The sequence below is a fragment of the Phenylobacterium sp. genome (genome assembly GCF_037968635.1).
Classification (GTDB): Bacteria; Pseudomonadota; Alphaproteobacteria; order Caulobacterales; family Caulobacteraceae; genus Phenylobacterium.
The window spans coordinates 15,106-40,801 of record NZ_JBBKVV010000115.1 but is presented as its reverse complement, the minus strand read 5'-3'; the positions used below and the strand labels follow the sequence as shown (position 1 = coordinate 40,801).

27 protein-coding genes are annotated in these 25,696 nt (G+C 67.3%); 19 read left to right on the top strand and 8 right to left on the bottom strand.

What is annotated here, in order from left to right; translation table 11 throughout:
* Positions 1-132 precede the first annotated feature (132 nt).
* Positions 133-609 carry a Holliday junction resolvase RuvX gene (gene ruvX, locus AAC997_RS13890; protein ID WP_340646293.1) on the top strand — a complete coding sequence of 159 codons (477 nt, stop codon included), beginning with the start codon at positions 133-135 and terminating at the stop codon, positions 607-609.
* On the opposite strand, the gene AAC997_RS13885 is transcribed toward ruvX, so the two are convergent.
* Entirely contained in the window at positions 610-1,110 is a 501-nt protein-coding gene (locus AAC997_RS13885) for a GrpB family protein (RefSeq protein WP_340646292.1), read from the bottom strand. It abuts the gene before it with no gap.
* A gap of 62 nt (positions 1,111-1,172) precedes the next feature.
* On the bottom strand, positions 1,173-1,706 hold the full coding sequence (locus tag AAC997_RS13880; protein WP_340646291.1) for an ATP-binding protein: 534 nt from the start codon (positions 1,704-1,706) through the stop codon (positions 1,173-1,175).
* Positions 1,707-1,842: 136 nt separating this feature from the next.
* On the opposite strand from AAC997_RS13880, the gene AAC997_RS13875 reads away from it, so the two are divergent.
* The 13 genes from AAC997_RS13875 to rpmG all read left to right on the top strand — a co-directional run bounded on the left by AAC997_RS13875 (position 1,843) and on the right by rpmG (position 15,392).
* Positions 1,843-2,820 carry an aspartate carbamoyltransferase catalytic subunit gene (locus AAC997_RS13875; protein ID WP_340646290.1) on the top strand — a complete coding sequence of 326 codons (978 nt, stop codon included), beginning with the start codon at positions 1,843-1,845 and terminating at the stop codon, positions 2,818-2,820.
* Positions 2,820-3,401 (top strand): TIGR00730 family Rossman fold protein, encoded by a 582-nt coding sequence (locus AAC997_RS13870; protein ID WP_340646289.1) that lies wholly within the window; start codon positions 2,820-2,822, stop codon positions 3,399-3,401. Before AAC997_RS13875 ends, AAC997_RS13870 begins: the two co-directional genes overlap by 1 nt.
* A complete protein-coding gene (pyrC, locus tag AAC997_RS13865) occupies positions 3,398-4,690 on the top strand; it encodes a dihydroorotase (protein WP_340646288.1) in 1,293 nt (430 codons plus the stop codon). Before AAC997_RS13870 ends, pyrC begins: the two co-directional genes overlap by 4 nt.
* Before the next feature lie 58 nt (positions 4,691-4,748).
* Positions 4,749-5,051, top strand: a complete 303-nt coding sequence (locus AAC997_RS13860) for a metalloregulator ArsR/SmtB family transcription factor (protein WP_340646287.1) — start codon at positions 4,749-4,751, stop codon at positions 5,049-5,051.
* Between the two features lie 2 nt (positions 5,052-5,053).
* Complete coding sequence (locus AAC997_RS13855) at positions 5,054-5,596, top strand: AAA family ATPase (RefSeq protein WP_340646286.1); 543 nt, start codon at positions 5,054-5,056, stop codon at positions 5,594-5,596.
* Positions 5,597-5,621: 25 nt separating this feature from the next.
* The gene (gene plsY / locus AAC997_RS13850; RefSeq protein WP_340646285.1) at positions 5,622-6,263 is read left to right on the top strand and encodes a glycerol-3-phosphate 1-O-acyltransferase PlsY; all 642 of its coding nucleotides are present in this window, start codon (positions 5,622-5,624) and stop codon (positions 6,261-6,263) included.
* Positions 6,260-7,360 (top strand): DNA-processing protein DprA, encoded by a 1,101-nt coding sequence (gene dprA, locus AAC997_RS13845; protein ID WP_340646284.1) that lies wholly within the window; start codon positions 6,260-6,262, stop codon positions 7,358-7,360. The genes plsY and dprA overlap by 4 nt, the downstream gene beginning before the upstream one ends.
* A 354-nt stretch (positions 7,361-7,714) precedes the next feature.
* A complete protein-coding gene (gene topA / locus AAC997_RS13840) occupies positions 7,715-10,360 on the top strand; it encodes a type I DNA topoisomerase (RefSeq protein WP_340646283.1) in 2,646 nt (881 codons plus the stop codon).
* A gap of 6 nt (positions 10,361-10,366) precedes the next feature.
* The gene (locus tag AAC997_RS13835; protein ID WP_340646282.1) at positions 10,367-11,503 is read left to right on the top strand and encodes an AAA family ATPase; all 1,137 of its coding nucleotides are present in this window, start codon (positions 10,367-10,369) and stop codon (positions 11,501-11,503) included.
* A 66-nt stretch (positions 11,504-11,569) separates the two neighbouring features.
* On the top strand, positions 11,570-11,971 hold the full coding sequence (locus AAC997_RS13830) for a GFA family protein (RefSeq protein ID WP_340646281.1): 402 nt from the start codon (positions 11,570-11,572) through the stop codon (positions 11,969-11,971).
* Between the two features lie 43 nt (positions 11,972-12,014).
* Entirely contained in the window at positions 12,015-14,324 is a 2,310-nt protein-coding gene (gene rnr, locus AAC997_RS13825) for a ribonuclease R (RefSeq protein ID WP_340646280.1), read from the top strand.
* A 64-nt stretch (positions 14,325-14,388) separates the two neighbouring features.
* Complete coding sequence (locus AAC997_RS13820) at positions 14,389-15,120, top strand: NUDIX hydrolase (RefSeq protein ID WP_340646279.1); 732 nt, start codon at positions 14,389-14,391, stop codon at positions 15,118-15,120.
* Between the two features lie 104 nt (positions 15,121-15,224).
* Complete coding sequence (gene rpmG / locus AAC997_RS13815) at positions 15,225-15,392, top strand: 50S ribosomal protein L33 (RefSeq protein WP_215340033.1); 168 nt, start codon at positions 15,225-15,227, stop codon at positions 15,390-15,392.
* A 77-nt stretch (positions 15,393-15,469) separates the two neighbouring features.
* On the opposite strand, the gene AAC997_RS13810 is transcribed toward rpmG, so the two are convergent.
* Positions 15,470-16,834 (bottom strand): PleD family two-component system response regulator, encoded by a 1,365-nt coding sequence (locus tag AAC997_RS13810; protein WP_340646278.1) that lies wholly within the window; start codon positions 16,832-16,834, stop codon positions 15,470-15,472.
* 5 nt (positions 16,835-16,839) lie between these two features.
* On the bottom strand, positions 16,840-17,205 hold the full coding sequence (locus AAC997_RS13805) for a response regulator (protein WP_340646277.1): 366 nt from the start codon (positions 17,203-17,205) through the stop codon (positions 16,840-16,842).
* 106 nt (positions 17,206-17,311) lie between these two features.
* On the opposite strand from AAC997_RS13805, the gene AAC997_RS13800 reads away from it, so the two are divergent.
* The 4 genes from AAC997_RS13800 to clpA all read left to right on the top strand — a co-directional run bounded on the left by AAC997_RS13800 (position 17,312) and on the right by clpA (position 22,126).
* Complete coding sequence (locus tag AAC997_RS13800) at positions 17,312-17,962, top strand: hypothetical protein (protein WP_340646276.1); 651 nt, start codon at positions 17,312-17,314, stop codon at positions 17,960-17,962.
* Positions 17,963-18,011: 49 nt separating this feature from the next.
* Complete coding sequence (locus tag AAC997_RS13795; RefSeq protein ID WP_340646275.1) at positions 18,012-19,289, top strand: DNA polymerase IV; 1,278 nt, start codon at positions 18,012-18,014, stop codon at positions 19,287-19,289.
* Positions 19,290-19,454: 165 nt separating this feature from the next.
* A complete protein-coding gene (gene clpS / locus AAC997_RS13790; RefSeq protein WP_340646316.1) occupies positions 19,455-19,784 on the top strand; it encodes an ATP-dependent Clp protease adapter ClpS in 330 nt (109 codons plus the stop codon).
* Positions 19,785-19,792: 8 nt separating this feature from the next.
* Complete coding sequence (gene clpA, locus AAC997_RS13785; RefSeq protein WP_340646274.1) at positions 19,793-22,126, top strand: ATP-dependent Clp protease ATP-binding subunit ClpA; 2,334 nt, start codon at positions 19,793-19,795, stop codon at positions 22,124-22,126.
* 58 nt (positions 22,127-22,184) lie between these two features.
* Here clpA and AAC997_RS13780 read toward each other — a convergent pair whose 3' ends face one another.
* A complete protein-coding gene (locus AAC997_RS13780) occupies positions 22,185-22,622 on the bottom strand; it encodes an HIT family protein (RefSeq protein WP_340646273.1) in 438 nt (145 codons plus the stop codon).
* A 53-nt stretch (positions 22,623-22,675) separates the two neighbouring features.
* On the opposite strand from AAC997_RS13780, the gene AAC997_RS13775 reads away from it, so the two are divergent.
* Complete coding sequence (locus AAC997_RS13775; protein ID WP_340646272.1) at positions 22,676-23,266, top strand: DUF4287 domain-containing protein; 591 nt, start codon at positions 22,676-22,678, stop codon at positions 23,264-23,266.
* On the opposite strand, the gene AAC997_RS13770 is transcribed toward AAC997_RS13775, so the two are convergent.
* The 3 genes from AAC997_RS13770 to AAC997_RS13760 are packed head-to-tail and all read right to left on the bottom strand — an operon-like array spanning position 23,263 to position 25,639.
* Positions 23,263-24,426, bottom strand: coding sequence for a GNAT family N-acetyltransferase (locus AAC997_RS13770; RefSeq protein WP_340646271.1), 1,164 nt, complete (start codon positions 24,424-24,426; stop codon positions 23,263-23,265). The two genes, AAC997_RS13775 and AAC997_RS13770, sit on opposite strands and share 4 nt — an antisense overlap.
* The gene (locus AAC997_RS13765; RefSeq protein ID WP_340646270.1) at positions 24,423-25,181 is read right to left on the bottom strand and encodes a glycerophosphodiester phosphodiesterase; all 759 of its coding nucleotides are present in this window, start codon (positions 25,179-25,181) and stop codon (positions 24,423-24,425) included. The genes AAC997_RS13770 and AAC997_RS13765 overlap by 4 nt, the downstream gene beginning before the upstream one ends.
* Positions 25,178-25,639: a RidA family protein gene (locus tag AAC997_RS13760; protein ID WP_340646269.1), complete on the bottom strand. Its 462-nt coding sequence runs from the start codon at positions 25,637-25,639 to the stop codon at positions 25,178-25,180. Before AAC997_RS13760 ends, AAC997_RS13765 begins: the two co-directional genes overlap by 4 nt.
* Between the last annotated feature and the right edge of the window lie 57 nt (positions 25,640-25,696).

The following is a 25,696-nucleotide window of genomic DNA, read 5'->3' as shown; positions in this document are numbered from 1 at the left end:
CAGAAAATTGGGACGTAGTCGTGCCTGAGCCGCGAACCCCTGGGCCAGATCACGGCCTGGACCGACCAGGCAAACTCCCTGACGGTCGACAACGACGATGGGCACGCCCGGCCCGACCGCCTATGGAAGGCCATGGCCGTTGTAGACCTGACAGACCTCCCGCCCCTGCTTCCGCGCTATGGCGCCCTCGTCGGCCTCGACCTGGGTGAGAAGACCATAGGGGTCGCGGTGTCGGACACGACACGGATGGTGGCCAGCCCGCTGGAGTTGATCAGGAAGACCAAGTTCACCGACGATGCCAAGGCGCTGTTCAAGCTGATGGACGGCCGCGAGGTGGCGGGCGTCGTCATCGGTCTGCCGGTGAACATGGACGGCACGGAAGGCCCACGCGCCCAGTCCAGCCGCGCCTTCGCCCGCAACCTGCTGCGCCTGCGCTCGGAGCTGGTGATCGCCTTCTGGGACGAGCGGATGAGCTCGATGGCCATCAACCGCTTCCTGATCGACGAGGCCGACATCAACCGCGCGCGCCGCGCCGAGGTGGTGGACAAGATGGCGGCGGGCTGGATCCTGCAGGGAGCGTTGGAGCGGCTGCGGGGGCTGGGGGCCTGATCAGCCAATCCGCGCCAGCAGTCCATCGATGAAGGGCGCCTTGGCGGCCAGGTACTGGCCAATGCCGCCGGTGTTTTCGCGCTCCAGCCGGAGTTTCAGGGCCTGATAGGCGGCGCGATCCGCCGGATCGCCGCGGAGGTGATTGCGGAACCTCAGCATTCCGTCGATGCTCGTATGGCCCGGGTCGCAGACGTGGAGCTTGTGAGTGCGGACGCCCTCCACGTCGCGCTTGAAGAACCTGTGGCCGGGAGACAGGTCGCCGCCCCGGCCATAGCCCAGGTCGCCGAACCCCCTCGTCCAGGACTCCGGTACCACCGTTATGTCGACCACGGCGAGCAGGTCGATCTCCGGCTTCGCGGCGAGGTCGGGCACCGCTGTACTCCCGACGTGATGTAGGCCGACGAGAGCACGCCCGAAGATGGGGCTGAGCCGCAACGCCTCATCGGCGTATTTCCCCGGCCATGCAGGATTATAGAGCTGGATTGTGCTGGTGAGGGCCATCGATCCGAGCCTAGTCAGGGCTTTGGGAACTGCCAAGGTCCGCCCAGATTGTCGCCAGCAGATCAGGCCGCGACTAACAGAGCGTCCTCGTCGGCCTGCGGTTCCTGGAAGCTCGCCAGGAACCTGACGATCGTGGCCTCGTCGATGGGCAGGGCGGCGTTGGCGTCGAACCTGACGCTCCGCCCTGCGATGCGTGACCTCAGGAGATCTTCCGACGCCTTGAGATAGACGATCCGGTGTTTGCCGCCGCCCCGCGCCACGATGGCCGCGAAGTCCTCTCGGTGCGTCCGGCTCCAGAAGGCGGAGTCCACCACCACCGCCTGCGCCTGAGCGAGGGCGGCCTGGAGTTGGGTCTTGATGGTGATCCGCGCGGCGGCGACGGCCTGGTCATAGGCCTCGGGCGGGTAGTCGAGGCCATAACGTCCGGCGGTGTTCCAGACCTCCTCGTCCAGGGACAGCCGGACGAAACCCCTGGCCGCCAAGGCCTGGCTGAAGGTGGTCTTGCCGCTGCCCGCGACGCCGCACATCAGCACCACCAGGCGCGGCTCCGGGCTCAGCAGCGCCAGGGCGTCGGCGATGAGGATCGGATCGCGCATGGCGAAGGGTCGCCAGTTGGCGGCGCGATGGCAAGAGCCATCCCTCCCCCGAGCCCCGTTGTCGCCATCGACACCTGTGGGCGAAAAGGCGAGTTCACTTGGCGCCGCCTGCCGCGTCCGTTACGACGCGCCTTTAATGACATCCCTGCCCCCTGGTCTGAACGAGGTTCTTGGCAGAACCTTCCCGTTCCCGCGGCGACACTTCCTGTCCGTCACCGATCTGAACGAGGTGGAGGTGGCCAGCCTCCTCGACCTCGCCGACGGCTTTGTGTCGCTCAATCGCCAAACCTCCAAGAAGCTCGACCTGTTGAAGGGTCGGACGCTGATGAATCTCTTCTTCGAGAACTCGACGCGGACCCAGAGCTCCTTCGAGCTGGCCGGCAAGCGGCTGGGGGCCGACGTGGTCAACATGAGCCCGCGCTCCTCATCGATCTCCAAGGGCGAGACCCTGATCGACACCGCCGTGACCCTGAACGCCATGCAACCGGATCTGCTGGTGGTGCGGCACGCCTCGTCGGGGGCGGCCAGCCTGCTGGCCCAGAAGGTCACCTGCTCAGTGATCAACGCCGGGGACGGGCAACACGAGCACCCGACCCAGGCCCTGCTGGACGCGCTTTCCATGCGGCGCGCGTTCGGGCGAATCGCGGGGCTGCGCGTCGCCATCTGCGGCGACGTCCTGCATTCCCGGGTGGCGCGTTCCAATGTGAGCCTGCTTCAGATGCTGGGCGCCGAGGTGCGGCTGGTGGGGCCGCCGACCCTGATGCCGGCCGCCGTCGATCGCTGGAAGGCCCAGGTGTTCCACAACATGCGCGAGGGCATCGAGGGCTGCGACGTCGTGATGATGCTGCGCCTGCAACTGGAGCGTATGGACGGGGTGCTGGCGCCGTCGCAGCGGGAGTATTTCCGTTTCTACGGACTGGATCGCGAGAAGCTCGCCTGCGCCGCCCCCGGGGTGCGGGTGATGCATCCAGGGCCGATGAACCGAGGCGTCGAGATCGACTCCGACGTCGCAGACGACCTGTCCGTCAGTCTGATCCAGGATCAGGTGGAGATGGGGGTGGCCGCTCGGATGGCGGTGCTGGCCTCCATGGCCGCGCGTCTGGACAACGCCTGATGCGATCGGTCTGCGTATTCTGCGGCGCAAGCCCTGGCGGGGACCCGGCCTATATGGCCGCCGCGCGCGCCATGGGGACCGCCATCGCCGGTCGAGGGCTGGCGCTGGTCTATGGCGGGGCCAAGGTCGGGCTGATGGGCGCCCTCGCCGATACGGCCCTGGCGGCCGGGGGCGAGGTGTTCGGCGTGATGCCCGAGGCGCTGATGGACAAGGAAATCGCCCACACCGGCCTGACCCGCCTGGACGTCGTGCCGTCGATGCACGAGCGCAAGGCGCGAATGGCGGAGATGGCGGACGGCTTCGTCGCCCTACCTGGCGGCGTGGGCACGATGGAAGAAATCTTCGAGATCTGGACCTGGGGCCAACTGGGCTTTCACGCCAAGCCGGCCGGGTTCCTGAACGTTCTGGGCTATTTCGACCACCTGCGGGCCTTCGTCGACCACGCCGTCGGCGAGGCGTTCCTGAAGGCGCCACACCGCGACATGCTGGTGTTCAGCCAGGACTGCGGCGAGATGCTGGACAAGCTGGCCGCCTACAAGGCTCCCAAGGTGGAGAAATGGATCGGACGGCAGGAACTATGACCGCGCAGCCGACCGCCTTCATCAATGCCCGAATTGTCGACCCGGCCAGCGGCTGGGACGGCCCCGGCGCCCTGCTGGTCCGCGACGGCAGGATCGCCGACGTCAGCCATGGCGGCGACCTGGGCGGGCTGTCCCCCGACATCGAGATCATCGACGCCCGCGGCGCCATGCTGGCGCCGGGCCTGGTGGACCTGCGGGTCAAGACCGGCGAGCCGGGTTCGGAGACCAAGGAGACGCTGAAGTCGGCGGGCCTGGCCGCGGCGGCCGGCGGGGTCACCTCCATCGTGCTGCAGCCCGACACCGATCCGGTGATCGACGAGGCCTCGGTGGTGGACTTCATCCTGCGTCGGACCCGCGACATCGAACTGGTCCACGTCTATCCCGCCGGCGCCGCCACCAAGGGCGCGCGGGGCGAGCGGATGGCGGAGATCGGCCTGATGGCCGAGGCCGGCTGCGTCTACGTCACCGACGCCGACCGGCCGATCGTGAACTCCAAGGTGCTGCGCCGGGTGCTGGCCTACGCCAAGAGCTTCGGGGTTCTGGTGGCCCACCGTCCGGCCGATCCGTGGCTGAGCGCCGGGGCCGCGGCCACCGAGGGCGAGTTCGCCGGCCGCATGGGTCTGCCCAGCGCGCCGACCTTCGCCGAGAAGATCATGCTGGAGCGCGACCTGGCCCTCGTCGAGATGACTGGAGCGCCGTTCCTGGTGGACCAGGTGACCACCGCCTGCGCCCTGGAGACCCTGGCGCGGGGCAAGGCCAAGGGCCTGCCGATCACGGCGACGACCTCGATCAACCACCTGTCGTTCAACGAGGTGGATATCGGCGACTACCGCACCTTCATGAAGTTCGACCCGCCGGTGCGCGGTGAGGACGATCGCCAGGCGGTGATCGAGGCCCTGGCCACGGGGCTGATCGACATCGTGGTCTCGGCCCACGCGCCCGCGCCGGCCGAGGACAAGCGCCTGCCCTATGACGAGGCCGCGCCCGGCGCCATCGGCCTGCAGACCCTGCTGCCGGCCCTGCTGGCGTTCCACCACGAAGAGCGCATCCCGCTGATCGACCTAATGGCGGCGGTGACCAGCCGGCCGGCGAAGTTGCTGGGCCTGAACGCCGGGACGCTCTCCAAGGGCGCGCCCGCTGACCTGGTGCTGTGCGACCTGAACGCCCCCATCGTCATCGACGCCGACAAGCTGCGCTCGAAGTCCAAGAACTCTCCCTTCGACGGGCGGCGGCTGCAGGGCGAGATTCGCATGACCCTGGTGGATGGCCGGGTGGTCTACCGGGTCTGAGGTTGTCTGCGCGCGCGCCTCGACCTAGGCTTCCAGCGAAACTTAGCCAATTGGCGATATGACGAACGCACTCGCCTTCAAGGCCTTGGGCAACGACCGCCGCCTGCAGATCCTGGCGTGGCTGAAGAATCCCCGCGCCAACTTCCCGCCGCAGGTGGATGGCGACCTGGTGACGGACGGCGTCTGTGGTGTGCGAATCGCCGAGAAGCTGGGGGTCAGCCAGCCGACCCTTTCCGAACACATGCGGGTCCTGACCCAGGCCGGTCTGGTGACGCCCAAGCGGATCAAGCAGTGGACCTTCTACCGCCGTGACGAGACGCGGCTGGCGGCCCTGACCGCCGCTCTGGCGGAAGAGATCTGAGCGTGCGGCGAGTGGTGATGGTCTCGGGTGCGCCGGGCGCAGGCAAGTCGACCCTGGCCTATCCGTTGGCCGAGGCCCTGGCCCTCCCCCTGCTCTCCAAGGATGTCATCAAGGAACGGCTGGCCGACGTCCTGGGGCAGCGGGCAGAGCCGGAGGTCTGGACCAAGGCGCTGGGCAGCGCGTCCATGGAGCTGATCTGGACCCTGGCGGCCCTGTCGCCCGCCGTGGTGCTGGAGGCCAATTTCCGGCCAAAGAATCCCTATGAGCGCCGAATGCTGAGCGGCCTGGGCGGCCGGCTGGTGGAGGTCTATTGCCGCTGCCCACTCGACGAGGCCAGCCGGCGCTATTCGGCACGCTCGCTGATCGGCGAGCGCCACGCCATCCACGCCCTGCGCGACTTGCCCGCCTCGCTGCTGGCGGAGTTCGACCGCCCTGTCGGCCTGGGACGTGTCATTGAGGTCGACACCACCGAGCCGGTTGATATCGCCGCCCTCGCGGCGAGCGTCCGCGCGCTGCTGGATGACGAAAGCGCTCCGGGCAGCTAGCTTCCCGTCAACAGGGGGAAACCACATGTTCGAGTCACTCAGTCCCGTGCTGATCGCCGCCGCCGTTCTCGGAGGCTATCTGCTGGGCTCCATCCCCTTCGGAGTCATCGCCACCCGGCTCGGGGGCGCGGGCGACGTGCGCAGCATCGGCTCGGGCAGCATTGGGGCGACCAATGTCCTGCGCACCGGCCGCAAGGACCTGGCGGCCATCACCCTGCTGGGGGACGGCGGCAAGGGCGCGGTGGCCGTGCTGATCGCCTGGCTGGCGACGCGGGACGGCCCCAAGGAGGCCCAGGCGGTGCTGATCGCCCTGGCCGCGGCCAGCGCGTTCCTGGGGCATCTGTTCCCCGTCTGGCTGAAATTCAAGGGCGGCAAGGGGGTGGCCACCTTCTTCGGCACCCTGCTGGCCGCGGCCTGGCCCGTGGGGATCGCCGCCGGCGCCACCTGGCTGGTGGTGGCCTTCCTGTTCCGCATCTCGTCCCTGGCGGGACTGACGGCGGTGGCCTTGGCGCCGCTCTACGCCTTCGTCTTCCACCGCGGCCTGCCGATGATCTATCTGACCCTGTTCATGGCCGTGCTGGTCTTCTTCCGCCACGCCGACAACATCCGCCGGCTGCTGAAGGGCGAGGAGCCGCGCATCGGGGGCGGAAAGAAGGACGCCGCTTGAGCCGAACCCTAACCGAGGCCGGACGGCGCGACTGGCTACGGCTGGCGCGCACCGAGAACGTCGGGCCGGTCACCTTCGACCAGCTGATCTCCCGCTATGGCGAGGCCTCCCTGGCGCTGGCCGCCCTTCCCGACCTCGCACGGCGCGGCGGGCGGGTGTCGCCGCTGGGCGTGCCGAGCCTCGAGGATATCGAGACCGAACTGGCGGACGGCGCGGCGCTAGGCGCACGACTGCTCTGCGCTTGTGAAGCCGAGTTCCCGCAAGCCCTGGCGGCTCTTGACCCGCCACCGCCCCTCCTCTGGGTCTGGGGTGACGCCAAGCTGTTGCAACGCTCCATCGTCGCCATCGTCGGGGCGCGGGTAGCCTCGGCCGCCGGCCAACGCTTCGCGCGTGGGCTGGCGGCCGAACTCGGACAGGCCGGCCAAGTCATCGCGTCGGGCATGGCCCGCGGTGTGGACGGCGCGGCGCACGAGGGCAGCCTGCCGACCGGGACCATCGCCGTGCTGGGCGGCGGGATCGCCGACATCTACCCGCCCGAGCACCGGAACCTGCATGCCCGCATCGTCGAGGCCGGGTGCGTGGTCTCCGAAAGCCGGCCGAGACAGACCGCCCAGGCCAAGGACTTCCCCCGCCGCAACCGGATCATCGCGGGCCTGTCCCGCGCCGTCGTCGTGGTCGAGGCTGAGATTCGCTCCGGCTCGCTGATCACCGCCCGGCTGGCCAACGAACAGGGCCGCGAGGTGTTGGCCGTGCCGGGCTCGCCCCTGGATCCGCGCGCCAAGGGGACCAACGACCTGATCCGCCAGGGCGCGGCGATCTGCGAGGGCGCGGAGGACGTTCTGCGAGCGCTGGAAGGCTTCGGCGGCTTCCGAGAGCCGGATCAGGATCGCTACGCCGTGTCAGGCGACATCCCCGAGGCCGGGGCCGAGAAGCTGCGGGAAGCCATCGCCGACCTGCTCTCCCCCACCCCGGTGTCGCGCGACGAGATCGTGCGCGCGGCGCAGGCGCCCCTGCCCCAGGTTCTGGCGGCCTTGATGGAGCTGTCGCTGGCGGGCCGGGCCGAACTGCTGCCCGGCGGCATGGTGTCACGCGCCTAGCCTGGTCTATCCGGAGGACCGGCAGCGGCCCGAGCAGCGTCCAAGGCGGCCATCATCAGGGTCGTCGCAAGGGATTGGTAGCCCCGCGTCGACGCCAATTCCGCCAACTGGTTCAAGACCTCTTCGATAAAGGTCGCGGTCGCCTGAGGCGAAGCCTTTGGGTTCCACTGTTCCATGTGCCTGACACCGGATTATAACCGATTCTAACGCGCCAAGCGTGCAATGGTTGTGGCTCAACCCAACATTGCACAGCTTGAATTGAAATCGGCCCGTTGACAGCGCCTAGGTGGACACCCCACCTTCCGGGCCCTTGAAATTCGGGCGCTTCGGCCCTTGGACCACCCTTAAAACCGCATGAACCTCGTCGTCGTCGAGAGCCCGGCCAAGGCCAAAACCATCAATAAGTACCTGGGCTCGGACTATAAGGTCCTGGCCTCGTACGGCCACGTGCGCGACCTGCCGGCCAAGGATGGCTCGGTGAAGCCCGACGAGGACTTCCTGATGCTGTGGGACGTGGACGCCAAGTCCGCCAAGCGTCTGTCCGAGATCGCCGACTTCGCCAAGTCCGCCGACAAGATCATCCTGGCCACCGACCCCGACCGCGAGGGTGAGGCCATTTCCTGGCACGTGCTGGAGGTCCTTCAGAAGAAGAAGGCCATCAAGGGCGCCACGGTCCAACGGGTGGTTTTCAACGCCATCACCAAGTCGGCCGTCACCGAGGCGATGAAGCATCCGCGCGACATCGACATGGAGTTGGTGGAGGCCTATCTCGCCCGCCGCGCCCTGGACTACCTGGTGGGCTTCACCCTTTCGCCGGTGCTGTGGCGCAAGCTGCCGGGCTCGCGCTCGGCCGGCCGGGTGCAGTCGGTGTCCCTGCGGCTGGTGGTGGACCGCGAGATCGAGATCGAGCGCTTCAAGAACCAGGAATACTGGACCGTCGAAGCCGATGTCAGCGCCGGGGGCGACCCCTTCCTGGCCCGCATGGTCAAGCATGACGGAAAGCGGCTCACCAAGTTCGACCTGGGCGACGAGACCACCGCCATGGCCGCCAAGGCGGCCGTGGACGGCGCGGTCCTGAAGATCGCCTCGGTGGAAAAGAAGCCGGCGCGCAGGTCCCCGGCCCCGCCCTTCACCACCTCGACCCTGCAGCAGGAGGCTGCCCGCAAGCTCGGCTTCTCCACCCAGCGCACCATGCAGGCGGCGCAGAAGCTGTACGAGGGCATCGACATCGGCGGCGAGACCGTGGGTCTCATCACCTATATGCGGACCGACGGCGTTCAGTCGGCGCCCGAAGCCCTGGACGAGGCGCGCACCGTGATCGCCGGCGTCTATGGCAAGGAATACGTTCCCGAAGCCGCGCGGATCTACAAGACCAAGGCCAAGAACGCCCAGGAGGCCCACGAAGCCATCCGCCCCACCAGCCTGACCCGCAACCCCGGCTCCCTGCGGCTGGAGAGCGACCTTGGCCGGCTCTATGAGCTGATCTGGAAGCGGATGATCGCCTCACAGATGGAGGCCGCCCGCATCGAGCGGACCACCATCGAGCTGGAGAGCGCCGACGGGAAGACCGGCCTGCGCGCCACCGGCCAGGTGATCCTGTTCGACGGCTATCTCGCCGTCTACGAGGAAGGCCGCGACGACGATGCTGACGAGGAAAGCGGCCGCCTGCCCCAGGTCAACGAGGGCGCCGCCGCCAAGGTGATCACCGCCCGCGCCGACCAGCACTTCACCGAACCGCCGCCGCGCTATTCGGAAGCCAGCCTGGTGAAGAAGATGGAAGAGCTCGGCATCGGCCGGCCGTCCACCTACGCCTCCGTGCTGACCGTGCTGCGTGACCGGGAATACGTCCGCATGGACAAGAACCGGTTCATCCCGGAGGACAAGGGGCGGCTGGTCACCGCCTTCCTGGAGCAGTTCTTCAACCGCTACGTCCAGTACGACTTCACCGCCGCCCTGGAGGAGAAGCTCGACCTGGTCTCGGCTGGCGAGCTGAACTGGAAGGCGCTGCTGCGCGAGTTCTGGCAGGACTTCCACGCCGCCGTCGGCGAGATCGCCGAACTGCGCGTCACCCACGTGCTGGACGCCCTGAACGAGGCGCTCGGCCCGCACATCTTCCCGCAGAAGGAGGACGGCTCCGATCCGCGCGCCTGCCCCACCTGCGGCGCGGGGCAACTGTCCCTGAAGACCGGCAAGTTCGGGGCCTTCATCGGCTGCTCCAACTATCCGGAATGCCGCTATACCCGGCCCATCGCCCAGTCGGCCGATGACGCCGAGGGCGAGAGCGGCGACCGCGAACTCGGCGTGGATCCGGAGACCGGCGAGACCGTGTTCCTGAAGTCAGGCCGCTTCGGCCCCTATGTCCAACTGGGCGAGGCCGAGAAGCCTAAGCGTTCCAGCCTGCCCAAGGGCTGGTCGGCGCCAGCGATGGATCTGGAGAAGGGCCTGCGTCTGCTGCGCCTCCCCCGCGAGGTCGGCGCTCACCCGGAAGACGGCATCATGATCACCGCCGGCATCGGCCGGTTCGGGCCCTTCGTCCTGCACAACGGCACCTATGCCAACCTGCCGACCGCCGACGAGGTGTTCGAGGTGGGCTTGAACCGCGCCGTCACCCTGCTGGCGGAAAAGCGCGCCGGCGGCCGAGGCGGTCGCGGCGAGTCTGCGGCGCTGAAGGACCTGGGCGCCCACCCGGTGGACGGCCAGCCCGTGAAGATTCTCGCCGGGCGCTACGGCCCCTACATCAAGCACGGCTCCACCAACGCGAACGTGCCCAAGGGCTCCGATCCGCAGGACCTGACCCTCGAGGAGGCGGTCAAGCTGATCGCCGAGCGCGTGGAAAAGGGCGGCGGCAAGAAGCCAGCGAAGAAGGCCAAGGCGGCTCCGAAGGCGAAGGCCGCGGCCAAGCCCAAGGCGGAAGCCGGCGCGGCGGCGACGGTGAAGAAGCCGGCAGCCAAGAAACTCCCCGCCAAGAAGCCGCCGGCCAAGAAGGCGGCGAAGGCCTAGGGACAGATGCTGCTGCCCGTCAGCGACTTCTCCGCTTCGGGCTACCGATCGCTTCGGCAGATCGCCTATCCGGTCTCCAACCTGGAGGTCTTCGTCGGCGCCAATGGCGTCGGCAAGTCCAACCTCTATCGGGCCCTGGAGCTGCTGCGGGCGGCGGCGTCCAACACACTAGGCGCCGAGATCGCCCGCGAAGGGATGGAGGCCGCCTTCTGGGCCGGGACGCGGCAGAAGAACCAGCCGGCGCGGATGGCCTTCGCGGTCAAGCTGTCCGTGCCGGGCCGGCCGGGGGTCGGCTACCGCTACGAGGTGGAGGTGGGCTTCCCCTTCCCCACCGCGCCGGCCTTCCCCACCGAACCGCAGATCAAGACCGAACAGCTATCCTATCTCAGCGGCGCGCGGCCTGTGCGCCTATTGGACCGCAAGGGCGCATCCGTGATGGCCCGCGACGAGGAGGGCCGCCCGCAGGAGGTGGATATCGATCTGCTGGCCTCGGAAACCGTGCTGGCCCGGCTGGAGGATCCCGGTAAGTACCCGGGCCTGGATATCGTGCGTCGAACCCTGCTGGAGTGGCGGTTCTATCACGACCTGCGCACCGACGCCGCCTCACCCCTGCGTCGTCCCTGCACGGCGGTGGCGACCCCGACACTGGCCTCGGACGGCGCGAACCTGGCCGCCGTCTTCGCCACCCTGGCCCACATCCGGCAGGACACCGTGGAGCTGGACGCGTTGATCGACCAGGCCTTCCCCGGCGCGCGGCTTGTGGTCCCGCAACCGGATCGGACCGCCAGCTTCGGCATGAGCTTCCCGGACTTTCCCCGGCGGGTGTTCGAGGCCGCCGAGCTCTCGGACGGCACGCTGAAGTTCCTGGCCCTGGCCGGCGCCCTGATGGCCTATCGCCTGCCGGCCTTCGTGGCCCTGAACGAGCCGGAGTCCAGCCTGCACCCGGCCCTGATGACGCCCCTGGCCCGCCTGGTGGGCCAGGCGTCGGAGCGGTCGCAGGTCTGGTTGGTCACCCATTCCGAGGCGCTGGCGGCGCAGATCGCCGCCACGACCGTGGGCTCGGTCCGCACGGTCACCAAGACAGAGGGCGCCACCACCATCGAGGGTTTGACCCGCTTGGGCACGTTCCGCGAGGATGACTGAGGGGCAGGCTTTACAGGTCTGCCCCCGCGCCTAGAGTTCGCCCAACACAGGACGGGAGGACAACCGATGAAACTCGAAGGCGGATGCTATTGCGGCGCTCTGCGGTACGAAGCCGAGGGCGAGCCGATGATGCAGGCCCAGTGCCATTGCCGGGAGTGTCAGCACATCAGCGGCGGCTCGCCCAATGTGTTCATCGCCATGCCGATCCCCAGTTTCCGCTACACCAAGGGGGCCCCCAAGACCTTCACCCGCGCCGACTTGGAGCGTCCGGTCACCCGCGAGTTCTGCGCGGAGTGCGGCTCCCACATCCTCGCCCGGTCCCCAGGCTTCCCGGCGATGATCCTCAAGGTCGGCTCGCTGGATGATCCCAGTGTCTTCACGCCAGGGATGGCGATCTTCACCGTGGATCAGCAGGCCTTCCACCGCGTGCCTGAGGGCATCCCCAGCTTCGAACGGCTGCCGGGCTAGGGTTCACCTAGGCGAGGTACGCCGTTCCACGATACAAGGCGCCATGCCCAAGACCCGTGCGCCCAAGGCGTCCCGCTTCAAGTCCGCCGCCGCCAAGCCGGCCCAGGGCCTTCCCGACCGCGAAACCCTGCTGAAGTACATCCGCGAGGCGGGTGAAACCGACAAGGCCGAGATCGCCAAGGCGTTCGGGCTGAAGGGCGCCGACCGCAAGGCCCTGCGCGAGATGCTCAAAGAGCTGCAGGAGGGCGGCGAGCTGGGACGCCGCGGCCGCCGCGGCCTGGCCCAGGCGGGCGCCCTGCCCCCGGTCGGCGTGGTGGACGTCATCGAGAAGGACAACGACGGCGACCTGATGGTCCGCCTGACCAAGGGCGACGACACCGCCCTGGTGCGCCTGGCGCCGGGGCGCAGCGACCCCACCGGCGGGGCGCCGGGGCTCGGCGACCGGCTGCTGGTGCGGTTCGAAACCCTGGAGAACGGCGAGACCGAGGCCAAGCTGATCAAGAAGCTGGGGGCCAGCGTCCACAAGATCCTCGGCGTGATCCGCAAGTCCAACCGCGAGGTTCGGGTTGAGCCGGTGGACCGCAAGTCTAAGGAAAGCCTGATCCTCACCGATCCCAAGGCCCAGGAACTGCGTGACGGTGACCTGGTCCTGGCCCAGGTCGGGACCTCCGAACAACGCTACGGCCCCAAGCGCGGCAAGCTGCTGGAGGTGGTGGGCCGCGAGGACCAGCCCCGCGCCGCCTCGCTGATCGCCATCCACTCCCACGGCATCCCCACCGGCTTCCCAGCCGCTGCGGAGGCTGAGGCCGAAGCCGCCCAGCCGCCGACGCTGTCGGGCCGCGAGGACCTTCGCCAGGTCCCCCTGGTGACCATCGACCCGCCGGACGCCCGCGACCACGACGACGCCGTCTATGCCGAGCCGGATACCGAGGCCGGCAACAAGGGCGGCTGGGTCGTCTGGGTGGCCATCGCCGACGTGGCGGCCTACGTCCGCCCCGGCTCGTCCCTGGACACCACGGCGCGGGAGAAGGCCAACAGCGTCTACTTTCCCGATCGGGTGGAGCCCATGTTGCCTGAGCGGCTGTCGGCAGGGCTCTGCTCCCTGCGCGAGGGCGAGAACCGGGCATGCCTGGCGGTGCGGATGGTGTTCGACAAGTCCGGCCGCAAGAAGGGCCACAAATTCGTGCGCGGCCTGATGCGCTCAGCCGCCAAGCTCTCCTACGAGCAAGCCCAGGCGGCCATTGACGGTGAGCCGGACGATGTGACCGGCCCGCTGCTGGCGCCCATCCTGGAGCCCCTGTGGGCCGCCTACCGGTGCATGCTTCAGGGCAGGCTCGCCCGCTCGCCCCTGGCCATCGAGAGCGCCGAGCGCCGCATCCTGATCAATCCGGTGGGCGAGATCACGGCCATCACGCCGCGCGCGGCCCTTGAGGCCCACAAGCTGATCGAGGAGATGATGGTGCAGGCCAATGTCTGCGCCGCCGAGACCCTGGAGGCCAAGAAGACCCCGCTGATCTACCGGATCCACGACACGCCGAGCCAGGAGAAGGTGCAGTCGCTGTCAGAGTTCCTGGCCACCCTGGACATCCCCTGGAACAAGGGCGAGGCGCCGCGCACCGATCGTTTCAACAAGCTGCTGGCCGAGACCCGCGAGGGGCCGAACGCCGACATCATCAACGAGGTGGTGCTGCGCAGCCAGATGCAGGCGATCTACTCCACCGAGAACATCGGACACTTCGGCCTGAACCTGGCGCGCTATGGCCACTTCACCTCGCCGATCCGACGCTACGCCGACCTCATCGTGCACCGGGGCCTGATCCGCGCCCTGGGTCTGGGAGACGACGGCCTGAGCGACCAGGACATCAGCCAGATGAAGTCCACCGCCGAGCAGATCACCCTGGCCGAGCGCCGCGCCATGGCCGCCGAGCGCGACGCCACCGACCGCTATGTGGCCGCCTTCCTCGCCGACCGGGTGGGCGCGACTTTCGCGGGCCGGATCACCGGGGTGACGCGCTTTGGCCTGTTCGTTCGGCTGGCCGAGACCGGCGCCGACGGCCTGGTCCCGGTGTCCAAGCTGGGGGGTGAGTTCTTCATCCACGACGACCGCAGCCACGCCCTGGTCGGGGAACGCTCCGGCGCCCGCTGGCCGCTGGGCATGCAGGTGGAGGTCAAGCTGGTGGAGGCGACGCCGATCACCGGCGGCCTGCTGTTCGAGATGCTGAGCGAGCCGCAGCCTCGCGACCCCAACGCGGTCCGGCCCCGCCTGGGGGCCATCCGCCGCGCCCCGGGGTCCTTCGACGCCAAACGCAAGGGCGGGCCGCCCAAGGGGGTCCGGAAGGGCAAGCGGCGCTAAGCCGCAATGGCTTGACCCAACGGCAGGCTTCCCAGGCGGGCGGCTGCGGTCATACAGTTGTTTGATGTCACAGAGTCAGAACGAATCCGAGAACCCGCTGGGCGGCCGGGGCAACGGCGGCGGACCGCCCCGCAAGCCCGGTCAGAAGGCTGTACGTCCCCGCGACGCCGCCACCCTGATCATCGTGCGCCGCGACGCCGCCAAGCCGCGCCTGCTGATGGGCAGGCGGGCTAAGGGCCACGATTTCATGCCCGACAAGTGGGTGTTTCCGGGCGGCCGCATTGACCGGTCCGACTTCAACGCGCCCTACGCCACCGACCTGACGCCGGAGGTGACCGCCAAGCTCACCTACAACACGCCGGAACGCCGCGCCCGGGCCCTGGCGCTGACCGCCATCCGCGAGACCTTCGAGGAGGCCGGCCTGCTGCTGGCCAAGAAGGCCCCCGAGCGGCCCGGCGCCGGCCCCTGGCGGGAATTCCTGCAGCAGGGCGCGGCGCCGGACCTGGCGGCCATGCAGTTCGTGGCTCGCGCCGTCACTCCGCCCATGGTGGGCAAGCGCTTCGACGCCCGCTTCTTCATGGCCGAGGCCGATCGGCTGATCAGCCTGGAACGCCAGGCCGACTGCGGCGAGCTGGACGAGATCGCCTGGGTGGACCTGGACGAGGCCCTGGCCCTGGACCTGCCCAGCGTCACTCGCTTCGTGGTGCGTGAGGTGGCCCACCGCCTGGAGGTTCCGGAGCGGCCGATCCCCTACATGCGCTTCGTCCGCAAGGGCTCCCAGATCACCCACATCTAGTCATTCCTTTGAGCGGATTGACTTTGGGTTCGGGATTCGTATTGTCCGCGGCTCTTTAGAACCCAGCCGGCGCGACTGCGCAGCCGGCCGCGCGAGGACCGACCATGGCGAAGCCCGCCTCAATTAAGATCCGCCTGAACTCGTCGGCCGACACCGGCTTCTTCTACGTGACGAAGAAGAACGCTCGCACCAAGACCGACAAGCTGGTCATGAAGAAGTACGACCCGGTCGTGCGCAAGCACGTCGAGTTCAAGGAAGGCAAGATCAAGTAAGTCTGCCGACCTGCACGATTCGAAAACGCCCGGTCGCGAGACCGGGCGTTTTTCTTTTGCGTCAATGACTTGAAAGCCTAAGCCGCCCGGGCGATGACCTTGTTGCGGCCCGAAGCCTTGGCCTCGTAAACGGCTTCGTCGGCGCGCTTGAGCAGGGCTTCGGGGCGGTCCCCTGCCCCCAGCGTTGCGGCCACCCCGATAGAGATGGTGACGGTCAGCAGCTCAGAGCCATTCATCACCCGGAAGGGCGAGCCGGCCACATGCAGCCGGATGCGTTCGGCGATGCGCTCGGCGTCCTCGATCTTGGTGTCGGGCATGACCACCACGAACTCCTCACCGCCGTAGCGGCACGGCAGGTCGATGGCGCGCACATTGGAGGCCAGGCGCACGGCGAACTCACGCAGCACCTCGTCGCCGACATCGTGGCCGTAACCGTCGTTGATCTTCTTGAAGTGGTCGATGTCGATCAGCAGAGTGGCGACGGGATCGCCCCCCAGGGTCGCGCGCTTCACCAGGGCCTCCAGCTGCCCCACCATGTAGCGGCGGTTATGCAGGCCGGTGAGCTGGTCGGTGACGGCCAGTTCCAGGGAGTGGTCGAGATTGTCGCGCAGATAGTCTGTGTAGCGCTTGCGCCGGATCTGGGTCTTAGCGCGGGCTGAGAGTTCCTGCGGGTCGATCGGCTTGGACAGAATGTCGTTGACCCCGATTTCCAGGGCCTTCACCAGGCGCTCGCGTTCGTCGAAGTCGACGATGGCCAGGACCGGCAGATGGCGGGTCGCCTCGTCGGAACGGAGCTGGGCGGTGAAGCGCAGGCCGTCGAAGGCGCGGGCGGCCGCGTTGACGATCACCAGATCCACCGGCCCCTTGGCGGTCATCAGGGCTTTTTCGGGATCGCTCTCGATGATCGGCCGGTGCTCGATGGCCAGTTCGCTGGCGACGCGCTGAGCCTGGCGTTCATGGTCATCGACGATCAGCACCCGGCCGCCCGATCCGCCGAGGCGGGAGGCGGCGCCGGCGATGACCCCCATGCGGCGGCCGGAGGCCTCGCGGTCACGCAGTTCGTCGATCACCATTTTCAGGCGGGTCAGGCTCCGCACCCGGGCGAACAACATGACATCGTCGATGGGCTTGGTGAGGAACTCGTCGGCCCCGGCCTCCAGGCCGGCGATGCGGTCGGCGCGGCCGTCCAGGGCCGTGACCAGCACCACCGGCACGTGCCGGGTCTCAGGGTCATCCTTCAGCCGCCGACAGACCTGGAAGCCGTCCATGCCGGGCATCATGACGTCCAGCAGGACGATATCGGGTTTTTCCTTGGCGGCGATGGCGAGCGCTGTCGGGCCGTCATAGGCGATGAGCACTTCGTAATACTCAGCCGAGAGCTTGGCTTCGAGGAGGCGGACGTTGGCCTCGATGTCGTCGACAACCAGGATGCGCGCGGTCATGGCGGCTAACTCAACAGGCGGCGGATAGTGTCGAGGAAGTGCGACACCGAAATGGGCTTGGAGATGTAGGCCTCGCATCCGCCCTCGCGAATGCGCTCCTCATCCCCCTTCATGGCGAAGGCGGTGACGGCGACCACGGGGATATGGGCGAGGTCGTCATCTTCCTTGAGCCACTTGGTGACCTCCAGGCCGGAGATCTCGGGAAGCTGGATATCCATCAGGATCAGGTCCGGACGGTGCTCGCGTGCGAGCGCCAGCGCCTGCAATCCCTCACGGGTCTGCAGCGTTTCGTAGCCTTGGGCATCGAGCAGATCATGAAAGAGCTTCATGTTCAGCTCGTTATCCTCGACGATGAGGACCTTCTTGGCCATTTCGTCCGACGATCCTTGGTCTGGCGAATCGGTAACCGATCTCACCTTGGGCCTCTTGATCTCACGGATATCCTTAAACTCGCGTTAGTCGCATTTGGAGGCCCCCGTGGCCGAACCACCCCGCGCGCCCCGGCTGACCGACCTGGGGGTCGACACCACCCGTCCGCTGTTGATCGTCGACGTCGACGAGGTGCTGGGCCTTTTCATGCAAGGCTTTGGGGCCTTTCTGGAGGATCGGGGCCTGGAGTTCCGGGTCGACAAGTTCGCTCTGTTTCAGAACATCTACCGTCCAGGCGAGAGCGAACACCTGGCGATCGAGGACGGACGTAAGCACTACGACGACTTCTTTCGATACGGCTGCGGCGACATGACGCCGACGCCGGGGGGCTCCGCAGCTCTCCAGGCCCTGTCGAGGCAGGCCGGGATCGTGATCCTGACCAATGCGCCAGGGCCGGCCCGCTTGGCACGCGCCCGCTGGCTGGGCCGCCACGGCATGGACTATCCGCTCATTCTCAACACCGGACCGAAGGGGCCGCTCGCGGCGGGCCTGGCCGAGCAGACGGGCGGCCCCACGGTGTTCATCGACGACCTGATCTCCAACCTCGACTCGGTTGCGGTCTCTGCGCCCCAGGTGACCCGCTTCCAGCACGTCGCCGATCCCCGACTCCGCCCGCTGGCGCCGGCCAAGCTCGACCTGCACACCCGCATCGACGACTGGGACGAACTGCGGGCAGCCATCGAACAGACCATCGGCTAGCGGAACAAATCGGGTATGCTGGTCCCATGATCCGTATGGGCACCGGTCTGTGAGCGCGCTCTGCCGCGATTGCTTCCACCGCGGCGCGTTCGAGCGCCGCTGCCCCGCCTGTGGGTCGCCGCGGATCGTGGCGCACACGGAACTGGACAGCCTCTCCATCGCGCACATGGATTGCGACGCCTTCTACGCCTCGGTGGAGAAGCGCGACCGGCCGGAGCTACGCGACGTCCCGGTGATCGTCGGCGGCGGCCGGCGCGGCGTGGTGACCACCTGCTGCTACATCGCCCGCATCAACGGCGTCCGCTCGGCCATGCCGATGTACAAGGCCATCAAGGCCTGCCCTCAGGCGGTGATCATCAAGCCGGACTTCAGCAAGTACCGCACCGAGAGCCGGCGGATCATGGCGATGATGGCCAACCTGACGCCGCTTGTTCAGCCGCTTTCCCTGGATGAAGCCTGGATGGACCTTTCAGGAACCGAGCGCCTGCATGGCGCGACGCCGGCCGAAACCCTGGCGCGGCTGCAGAGCCGGATCGAGGACGAGGTGGGGATCACCGTCTCGATCGGCCTGGCGGCGAACAAGTTCCTGGCCAAGATCGCCTCGGATCTGGACAAGCCGCGGGGCTTCTCAGTGATCGGAGCCGAGGCCCAGGCGTTCCTGGCGAAGAAGCCCGTGGGCATTCTGCCGGGGGTTGGGCCGGCCATGGTGGCCAGCCTGGAGAGCTCAAACTTCATCACCGTCGGCGACATCGCCCGCGCCGACAGCAAGGATCTGGCCGCCCGCTTCGGTCCCAATGGCCTGCGCCTGCATGGGCTCGCCCACGGGCGCGACACCCGGGTCGTCAACCCCGACCAGATCCGCAAGTCCATCAGCGCCGAGACCACCTTCAACGAGGATCTGCGTTCTCAGACCGATCTGGAGGCGCAACTGCCGTGGCTGGCGGAAAAGGTCGGGCGGCAGGCGCGCGGCGGCAATGTGGCCGGTCGGGTCGTGACGCTGAAGCTGCGGGGCGCCGACTTCAAGATCATCACCCGGCGCAAGACCCTGCCCGTGCCGACCCAGACCACACGGTCCATCCTGGCCATCGGCAAGGAACTGTTGGCGGCGGAACTGAAGATCGGCGGGCGCAACCGCTCCTGGCGATTGATCGGCGTGGGGATCACCGACCTGATCGAACCACAGGACGTCGAGGACGACTTCTTCGGCGGCGATGAGCGCCGCACCCTTGCCGGCGAAAAGACCGCCGATGCGATCCGGGCGCGATTCGGAGCCGCGGCTCTTACCTCCGCACGCGCCCTACACGGGAAATCCTCGGCTCAGGATTGAAAACGAAGGGTCCGAGCCCCATCTGCGGCTCGTTAGCATGGTAAAAACTGTGGCCTTTGGAACGATCTCGCCCCGCGCGACCATTTCGACCCTTCCATACGGCCGTCTTTTCCATATCTAATCCATCTGTAGGGCGGTCCCGTGACCGTCGAGGAGACCTGTTCGATGGCCGAGCGAAAGCAAGGTGATCAGGAGACGGGCGTAAAATCGGCGGTCATCACACAGACCAAGCCGAAAACGCAGAAGCCGTCTCTGTACCGGGTGCTGCTCCTCAACGACGACTACACTCCGATGGAGTTCGTCGTTTATGTGCTTGAGCAGTACTTCCACAAGTCGCGCGAAGACGCGACGCGGATCATGCTGCATGTCCACCAACACGGCGTGGGCGTGTGCGGCGTGTTCACTTACGAAGTGGCGGAAACAAAGGTGGCCCAGGTCGTTGATACCGCGCGCCGGCATCAGCATCCGTTGCAATGCACCATGGAAAAGGATTGAGGCCCAGCTTGCCGTCATTCTCACGCCACTTAGAAGAATCCCTTCACCGCGCGGTGGCCTTCGCCAATCAGCGAAAGCACGAATACGCGACCCTGGAGCACCTGCTCCTGTCCCTCATCGACGATGAGGACGCCGCTGGCGTGATGCTCGCCTGTGACGTCGCGCTCCCGTCGTTGAAGACGACCCTGACCAACTACGTGGACAACGAGCTGCGATCGCTCGTGGTGGATGACGGCGAGGACGCCAAACCCACGCCCAGCTTCCAGCGCGTGATCCAGCGCGCCGTGATCCACGTGCAGTCCTCGGGCCGCGAAGAGGTGACCGGCGCCAACGTGTTGGTGGCCATCTTCTCTGAGCGCGAAAGCCACGCTGCCTACTTCCTGCAAGAGCAGGACATGACGCGCTACGACGCGGTGAACTACATCGCCCACGGCATCGCCAAGAAGGCCGGCGCCGAGGGCGCGGCCAAGCCCGTCAAGGGCGCGGAAGACGAGGACAAGCCCGCGGTGAAGACCGGCGGCGAGGCCCTCGAGGCCTACTGCGTCAACCTCAACGAGAAGGCCAAGCAGGGCAAGGTCGACCCCCTGATCGGACGTTCGTCCGAGGTGGAGCGCTGCATCCAGATCCTTTGCCGCCGCACCAAGAACAACCCGCTGCTGGTGGGCGACCCCGGCGTGGGCAAGACCGCGATCGCCGAGGGCTTGGCGCGCAAGATCGTCAACCATCAGGTCCCCGAGGTCCTCGCCAACGCCACCATCTTCTCCCTCGACATGGGTAGCCTGCTGGCCGGCACCCGTTATCGCGGGGATTTCGAAGAGCGCGTGAAGCAGGTGGTCAAGGAACTGGAGAGCCACGCCGACGCGATCCTGTTCATCGACGAGATCCACACCGTGATCGGCGCCGGCGCCACCAGCGGCGGAGCCATGGACGCCTCCAACCTGCTGAAGCCGGCCCTGGCCTCGGGCTCCCTGCGCTGCATGGGCTCGACGACCTACAAGGAGTTCCGTCAGCACTTCGAGAAGGATCGGGCGCTTGTCCGGCGCTTCCAGAAGATCGACGTGAACGAGCCGACGATCGAGGACACCATCAAGATCCTCAAGGGCTTGAAGACCTACTACGAGGAGTTCCACAAGCTCCGCTACACCAACGACGCCATCAAGGCGGCGGTGGAGCTGTCGGCCCGCTACATCACCGACCGCAAGCTACCCGACAAGGCCATCGACATCATCGATGAGGCCGGCGCCAGCCAGATGCTTCTGCCCGAGGGTCGTCGCAAGAAGACCATCGGCTTGAAGGAGGTCGAGGCCGTCGTGGCCAAGATCGCCCGCATCCCGCCCAAGTCGGTCTCCAAGACCGACACCGAGGCGTTGAAGCAGCTGCACGAGGACCTGAAGCGCGCCGTCTATGGTCAGGACGACGCCATCGAGCAGCTGTCGGCGGCCATGAAGATGGCCCGGGCCGGCCTGCGCGATCCCAACAAGCCCATCGGCTGCTACCTGTTCTCGGGTCCCACCGGCACCGGCAAGACCGAGACCGCACGCCAACTGGCCGGCACCATGGGCATCGAGCTCCTGCGCTTCGACATGAGCGAGTACATGGAGCGCCACACGGTCAGCCGCCTGATCGGCGCGCCTCCCGGCTATGTCGGGTTCGACCAGGGCGGCCTGCTGACCGACGCCGTCGATCAGCACCCCCACTGTGTGGTGCTGCTGGACGAGATCGAGAAGGCTCACCCGGACGTCTTCAACATCCTGCTGCAGGTGATGGACCATGGCGTCCTCACCGACTCCAACGGCAAGAAGGTCGACTTCCGCAACGTGGTCCTGATCATGACCACCAACGCCGGCGCTTCGGACGCCCAACGCAACGCCATCGGCTTCGGCCGAGGGAAGCAGGCCGATGAGGTCGACGAGGCCCTGAAACGCCTGTTCACGCCGGAATTCCGCAACCGTCTCGACGCGGTGGTGGCCTTCAAGCCGCTGACCCAGGACATCATCCGCCAGGTCGTCCAGAAGTTCGTGATCCAGCTGGAAGCCCAGCTGGCCGACCGCCACGTCACCATCGAAACCACGGACGAGGCCGCCGATTGGCTAGCCAAGAACGGCTTCGACGAGCTCTACGGCGCCCGGCCCCTGGCCCGCGTGATCCAGGAGCACATCAAGAAGCCGCTGGCCGACGAGATCCTGTTCGGCAAGCTGGTGAAAGGTGGCCACGTCAAGGTGGTGCTGAAGGACTCCAAGCTGGCCTTCGAGATCGAGGGCGAGAACACCGAGCCCGGCGCGCCGATCATCGAGAACCCCGCAGAGGACGCGGCGGCGGCCGCCCCGGAACTGGCTGGCTAAGCCCCACCAACAAGCTGAAATGGAAAACCCCGGTCTCGCGACCGGGGTTTTTCTTTGGCTAGACGATCTGCGCCGCGATCTGGTCCGCCAGCGCCTTGAGCTCCGTCGGGTCAGCCATGCCGCCCTCGCCGTGGCGGCCCAGGGCCTGGCCCTCCCAGCGCGGGATGATGTGGAAATGCAGGTGATAGATGGTCTGTCCGGCCGGGGCGCCGTTGAACTGCGTCACCACGATGCCGTCCGGCTTCAACGCCGTCCGCACCGCCCGAGTCACCCGCTGCACGCCCAGGATCAGGGGGCCGAGCGACGCCGGGTCCTCCTCCAACAGATTGCGGGCGGTGGAGTGCTTGGGGATCACCAGGGTGTGACCCCGCGCCTGCGGGAAGACGTCCATGAAGGCATAGACGTGACTGTCCTCGAAGACGCGCGCGCTGGGCATCTCCCCGCGCAGGATCCTGGCGAAAATGTTGCCGTCGTCGTAGGTCCCGTCCAAGCTCATGGCGCGCTCCTGATGAAGTCATGTGAAGCGTCCTAACACAGAGGGAGGCCCGCATGGGAACCGCCGACGCCGACAATGCGAAGGGCCTGAGCCCTCGCCAGCAGAAGTGGTTCGCCACCGCCCGGTCCAGCCTGGAGAAGGAGACCGGCAAGACTCTCGATGAGTGGGTCGCCATCGCCAAGACCTGCCCCGAGACCAAGACCATGACCCGCATCGCCTGGATGAAGGAACATCACGGCCTGGGAATGAACCGCGCCAATATGGTGATGTCGGCCGCCTTCCCCACCGGGTCAGGCTGGGACCAGCCCGAGAAGCTGCGCGCAGGCGTCTGGAGGGACCCGCAGGCGACCGCCATCTTCGAGGCGGTTGAACGCGCCTGCACCGCCCTGCCCGATGTGGTCACCGGCCAGCGCAAGGCCTTCACCGGCTTCTCGCGCAACTTCCAGTTCGCTTCGGCCAAGCCCATCAAAGGCGGCCAGGTGGTGCTGGGCCTGGCCGTGCCGCCGGACGCCGACCCGCGTCTCACGGAACCCAAGGCCGAGGGCTGGTCGGAGCGACTGAAATCCAAGCTCACCCTCGCCTCCCCCGCCGATCTGGACCCCAAGCTGATGGCCCTGATCGAGCAGGCATGGGAGGCTTCCTAGCTGTCCTGCCGGAATGGCGAAAACTCTTCGGCCAGCCACTCCATCTCGCCCTCCACCGCCTCACGCTCACGGGCGACAAAGTCCTCGACGGGTCCGCGCAGCATGGGGTCGGCGATGAAGTGCGCCGAACGGACGGGGCTGGGGAGGTAGCCACGGGCGATCTTGTGCTGGCCCTGCGCGCCCGCTTCCACCCTCGCCAAGCCGCGGCCGATGGCCCACTCGATGGCCTGATAGTAGCAGAGCTCGAAATGCAGGAAGGGGATGTCCTCGACGCAGCCCCAGTTGCGTCCGTAGAGGCAATCGCCGCCGATCAGGTTCAGGGCGCCGGCCACCCAGGCGCCGTTGCGCCGCGCCATCACCAGCAGCACCCTGTCGGCCATCCGCTCCCCCAGCAGAGAGAAGAACGGCCGGTTCAGATAGGGCCGCCCCCACTTGCGCGACCCGGTGTCCATGTAGAAGCCGTAGAAGGCGTCCCAGTGTTCCTCGGTGATGTCCGCGCCGGTCAGCGGCAGGATTTCCACTGCGGCCTGCGCATCCCGCCGCTCGCGCCGGATCGTCTTGCGGCGGCCTGACGACAGGGCGCCCAGGAAGGCGTCGAAGTCGGCATAGCCGGCGTTCTCCCAATGGTACTGCTGGCCCTCCCGCATCGAGAGCCCCTGCCCGCCCAGCCAGGTCCACTCGTCGTCCGTGGGGAAGTTGATGTGGAGGCCCGAGGAGTCGTAGCGCTCGCACAGCGTCACGGCCCCGGTGAGCAGGGTCTTGCGCGCCGTTTCCACGTCGACGCCGGGCCGCACAATCAGGCGCGGGCCGGTGGCGGGGGTGAAGGGGGCGGCCGAGATCAGCTTGGGATAGTAGCGGCCCCCGGCCCGCTCATAGGCCTCGGCCCAGCTGTGATCGAAGATGTATTCGCCCTGGCTGTGGGATTTCAGGTAGAGCGGCATGACCGCAGCGACTTGGCCGTCGGTATCCTCCACCGACAGGTGCTGCGGCCCCCAACCCATGCGCTCGATGGCGCAGCCGGACTGCTCGACGATATCCAGGAAGTCGAAGGAAACAAAAGGGTTGGCGGCATATTCTGGGTTGAGGGCACAGGCGTCCCAGGCCTCGCGGCCGATGTCAGCGATCCGGCGGCTGACCTTGACCGCCGACGTCAGACTCACGCGGCCCAACCCTCGAAGATCAGGTTGTCGCAGTGGTCTTTGAGCGCGTCCCACTGCTCTGGCTTGCGCACCGTCCAGGCCACGATGGGCATACCCTCGGCGCGGTGCTTCACCGCCGCTTCGCTTTGCACCATGTCCAGGCTCATGGCCAGGAAGTGCGGCCGGGCGATGGAGACCTGCTCCAGCCGCGCGAATGACTTCCGTTGTTCGGCCGAGAGGTGAGGCGTGTCCTCTTCCCAGCTGTAGCTGTCCAGGCCCCGCAGCACGCCCGGGAAGCGGTCGGCGAACCAGGCATGGGAATAGGGATTGAACCCGATCACGCAGGTGGGGCCGGCGTGATCGATGAGAACCTCGTGCACCCGTTGCTCCAGAGGGCCCACGGCCCCGAAGTCGGTCTTCAACTCGATATGGACCATGGCCCGATGGCCAATCAGAGCCAGAGTCTCCATGAGCGTCGGGATGCGCTCATCCGTCCCCTTGAGCCGAAGTTCGGCGAGCTCAGCCGCCGTTCGATCCTTCAGCTTGCCCTCGACTCCGGTCATGCGCTTCAGCCCATGGTCGTGGAAGACCACGGCCTCGCCATCCGCTGACAGATGGACATCCAGCTCGATGCCGTAGCCCGCATGGCAAGCCGCCTGAAAGGCGCCCAGGGAATTCTCCGGCGCGCCGTCCGGTGACCACAGCCCGCGGTGCGCGACGGGCGGATGGAACAGGAAGTCCCAGGCTTCGCCGAATTGAGTCTTGAGCTCGTTCACCGGATTTCCACCACGGCGTCGACCTCGACGGCGAAGTTCATCGGCAGGCGGTAGACACCCACCGCCGAACGGGCGTGCTTTCCGGCGTCCCCGAAGGCGGCCACCATCACGTCGGAGGCGCCGTTCACCACCTGAGGAATCTCGAAGAACCCAGGACCGGCCTGCACGAAGCCGCCCAGCTTCACCACCCTGACAACCCGGTCGAGGTCACCGTCGCAGGCGGCCCGCATCTGGGCGATCAGATTGATTCCGCATAGGCGCGCGGCCCCCTTGGCGGTCTCCATGTCGACATCTTCGCCGACGATCCCACGCACGCCACCGCTCGCATCCAGGGAGACCTGGCCGGAAATGTGGACGAGGCCGCCGACCCGGACGAACGGGACATAGTTGGCGACCGGGGCGACGGGCTGCGGGAGGGTGATCCCTTGCGCGGCTAAGCGTTCTTCGACCTGTGACATAGCCCAAGGTCTACCGCGCTTTCAGCGCTCTGGGAAAGCACGCGAAAAGTGAAAAGG

Excerpts from the sequence above, each read along its gene's own strand:
- plsY (WP_340646285.1), top strand. The coding sequence starts at position 5,622 with ATGTTCGAGTCACTCAGTCCCGTGCTGATCGCCGCCGCCGTTCTCGGA.
- AAC997_RS13870 (WP_340646289.1), top strand. The coding sequence starts at position 2,820 with ATGCGATCGGTCTGCGTATTCTGCGGCGCAAGCCCTGGCGGGGACCCG.
- clpS (WP_340646316.1), top strand. The coding sequence starts at position 19,455 with ATGGCCGAGCGAAAGCAAGGTGATCAGGAGACGGGCGTAAAATCGGCG.
- AAC997_RS13880 (WP_340646291.1), bottom strand. The coding sequence starts at position 1,706 with ATGCGCGATCCGATCCTCATCGCCGACGCCCTGGCGCTGCTGAGCCCG.
- AAC997_RS13780 (WP_340646273.1), bottom strand. The coding sequence starts at position 22,622 with ATGAGCTTGGACGGGACCTACGACGACGGCAACATTTTCGCCAGGATC.
- AAC997_RS13760 (WP_340646269.1), bottom strand. The coding sequence starts at position 25,639 with ATGTCACAGGTCGAAGAACGCTTAGCCGCGCAAGGGATCACCCTCCCG.
- AAC997_RS13860 (WP_340646287.1), top strand. The coding sequence starts at position 4,749 with ATGACGAACGCACTCGCCTTCAAGGCCTTGGGCAACGACCGCCGCCTG.
- ruvX (WP_340646293.1), top strand. The coding sequence starts at position 133 with ATGGCCGTTGTAGACCTGACAGACCTCCCGCCCCTGCTTCCGCGCTAT.
- pyrC (WP_340646288.1), top strand. The coding sequence starts at position 3,398 with ATGACCGCGCAGCCGACCGCCTTCATCAATGCCCGAATTGTCGACCCG.
- AAC997_RS13775 (WP_340646272.1), top strand. The coding sequence starts at position 22,676 with ATGGGAACCGCCGACGCCGACAATGCGAAGGGCCTGAGCCCTCGCCAG.
- AAC997_RS13820 (WP_340646279.1), top strand. The coding sequence starts at position 14,389 with ATGTCACAGAGTCAGAACGAATCCGAGAACCCGCTGGGCGGCCGGGGC.
- AAC997_RS13835 (WP_340646282.1), top strand. The coding sequence starts at position 10,367 with ATGCTGCTGCCCGTCAGCGACTTCTCCGCTTCGGGCTACCGATCGCTT.
- rpmG (WP_215340033.1), top strand. The coding sequence starts at position 15,225 with ATGGCGAAGCCCGCCTCAATTAAGATCCGCCTGAACTCGTCGGCCGAC.
- AAC997_RS13885 (WP_340646292.1), bottom strand. The coding sequence starts at position 1,110 with ATGGCCCTCACCAGCACAATCCAGCTCTATAATCCTGCATGGCCGGGG.
- AAC997_RS13805 (WP_340646277.1), bottom strand. The coding sequence starts at position 17,205 with ATGGCCAAGAAGGTCCTCATCGTCGAGGATAACGAGCTGAACATGAAG.
- AAC997_RS13875 (WP_340646290.1), top strand. The coding sequence starts at position 1,843 with ATGACATCCCTGCCCCCTGGTCTGAACGAGGTTCTTGGCAGAACCTTC.
- rnr (WP_340646280.1), top strand. The coding sequence starts at position 12,015 with ATGCCCAAGACCCGTGCGCCCAAGGCGTCCCGCTTCAAGTCCGCCGCC.
- AAC997_RS13830 (WP_340646281.1), top strand. The coding sequence starts at position 11,570 with ATGAAACTCGAAGGCGGATGCTATTGCGGCGCTCTGCGGTACGAAGCC.
- AAC997_RS13810 (WP_340646278.1), bottom strand. The coding sequence starts at position 16,834 with ATGACCGCGCGCATCCTGGTTGTCGACGACATCGAGGCCAACGTCCGC.
- topA (WP_340646283.1), top strand. The coding sequence starts at position 7,715 with ATGAACCTCGTCGTCGTCGAGAGCCCGGCCAAGGCCAAAACCATCAAT.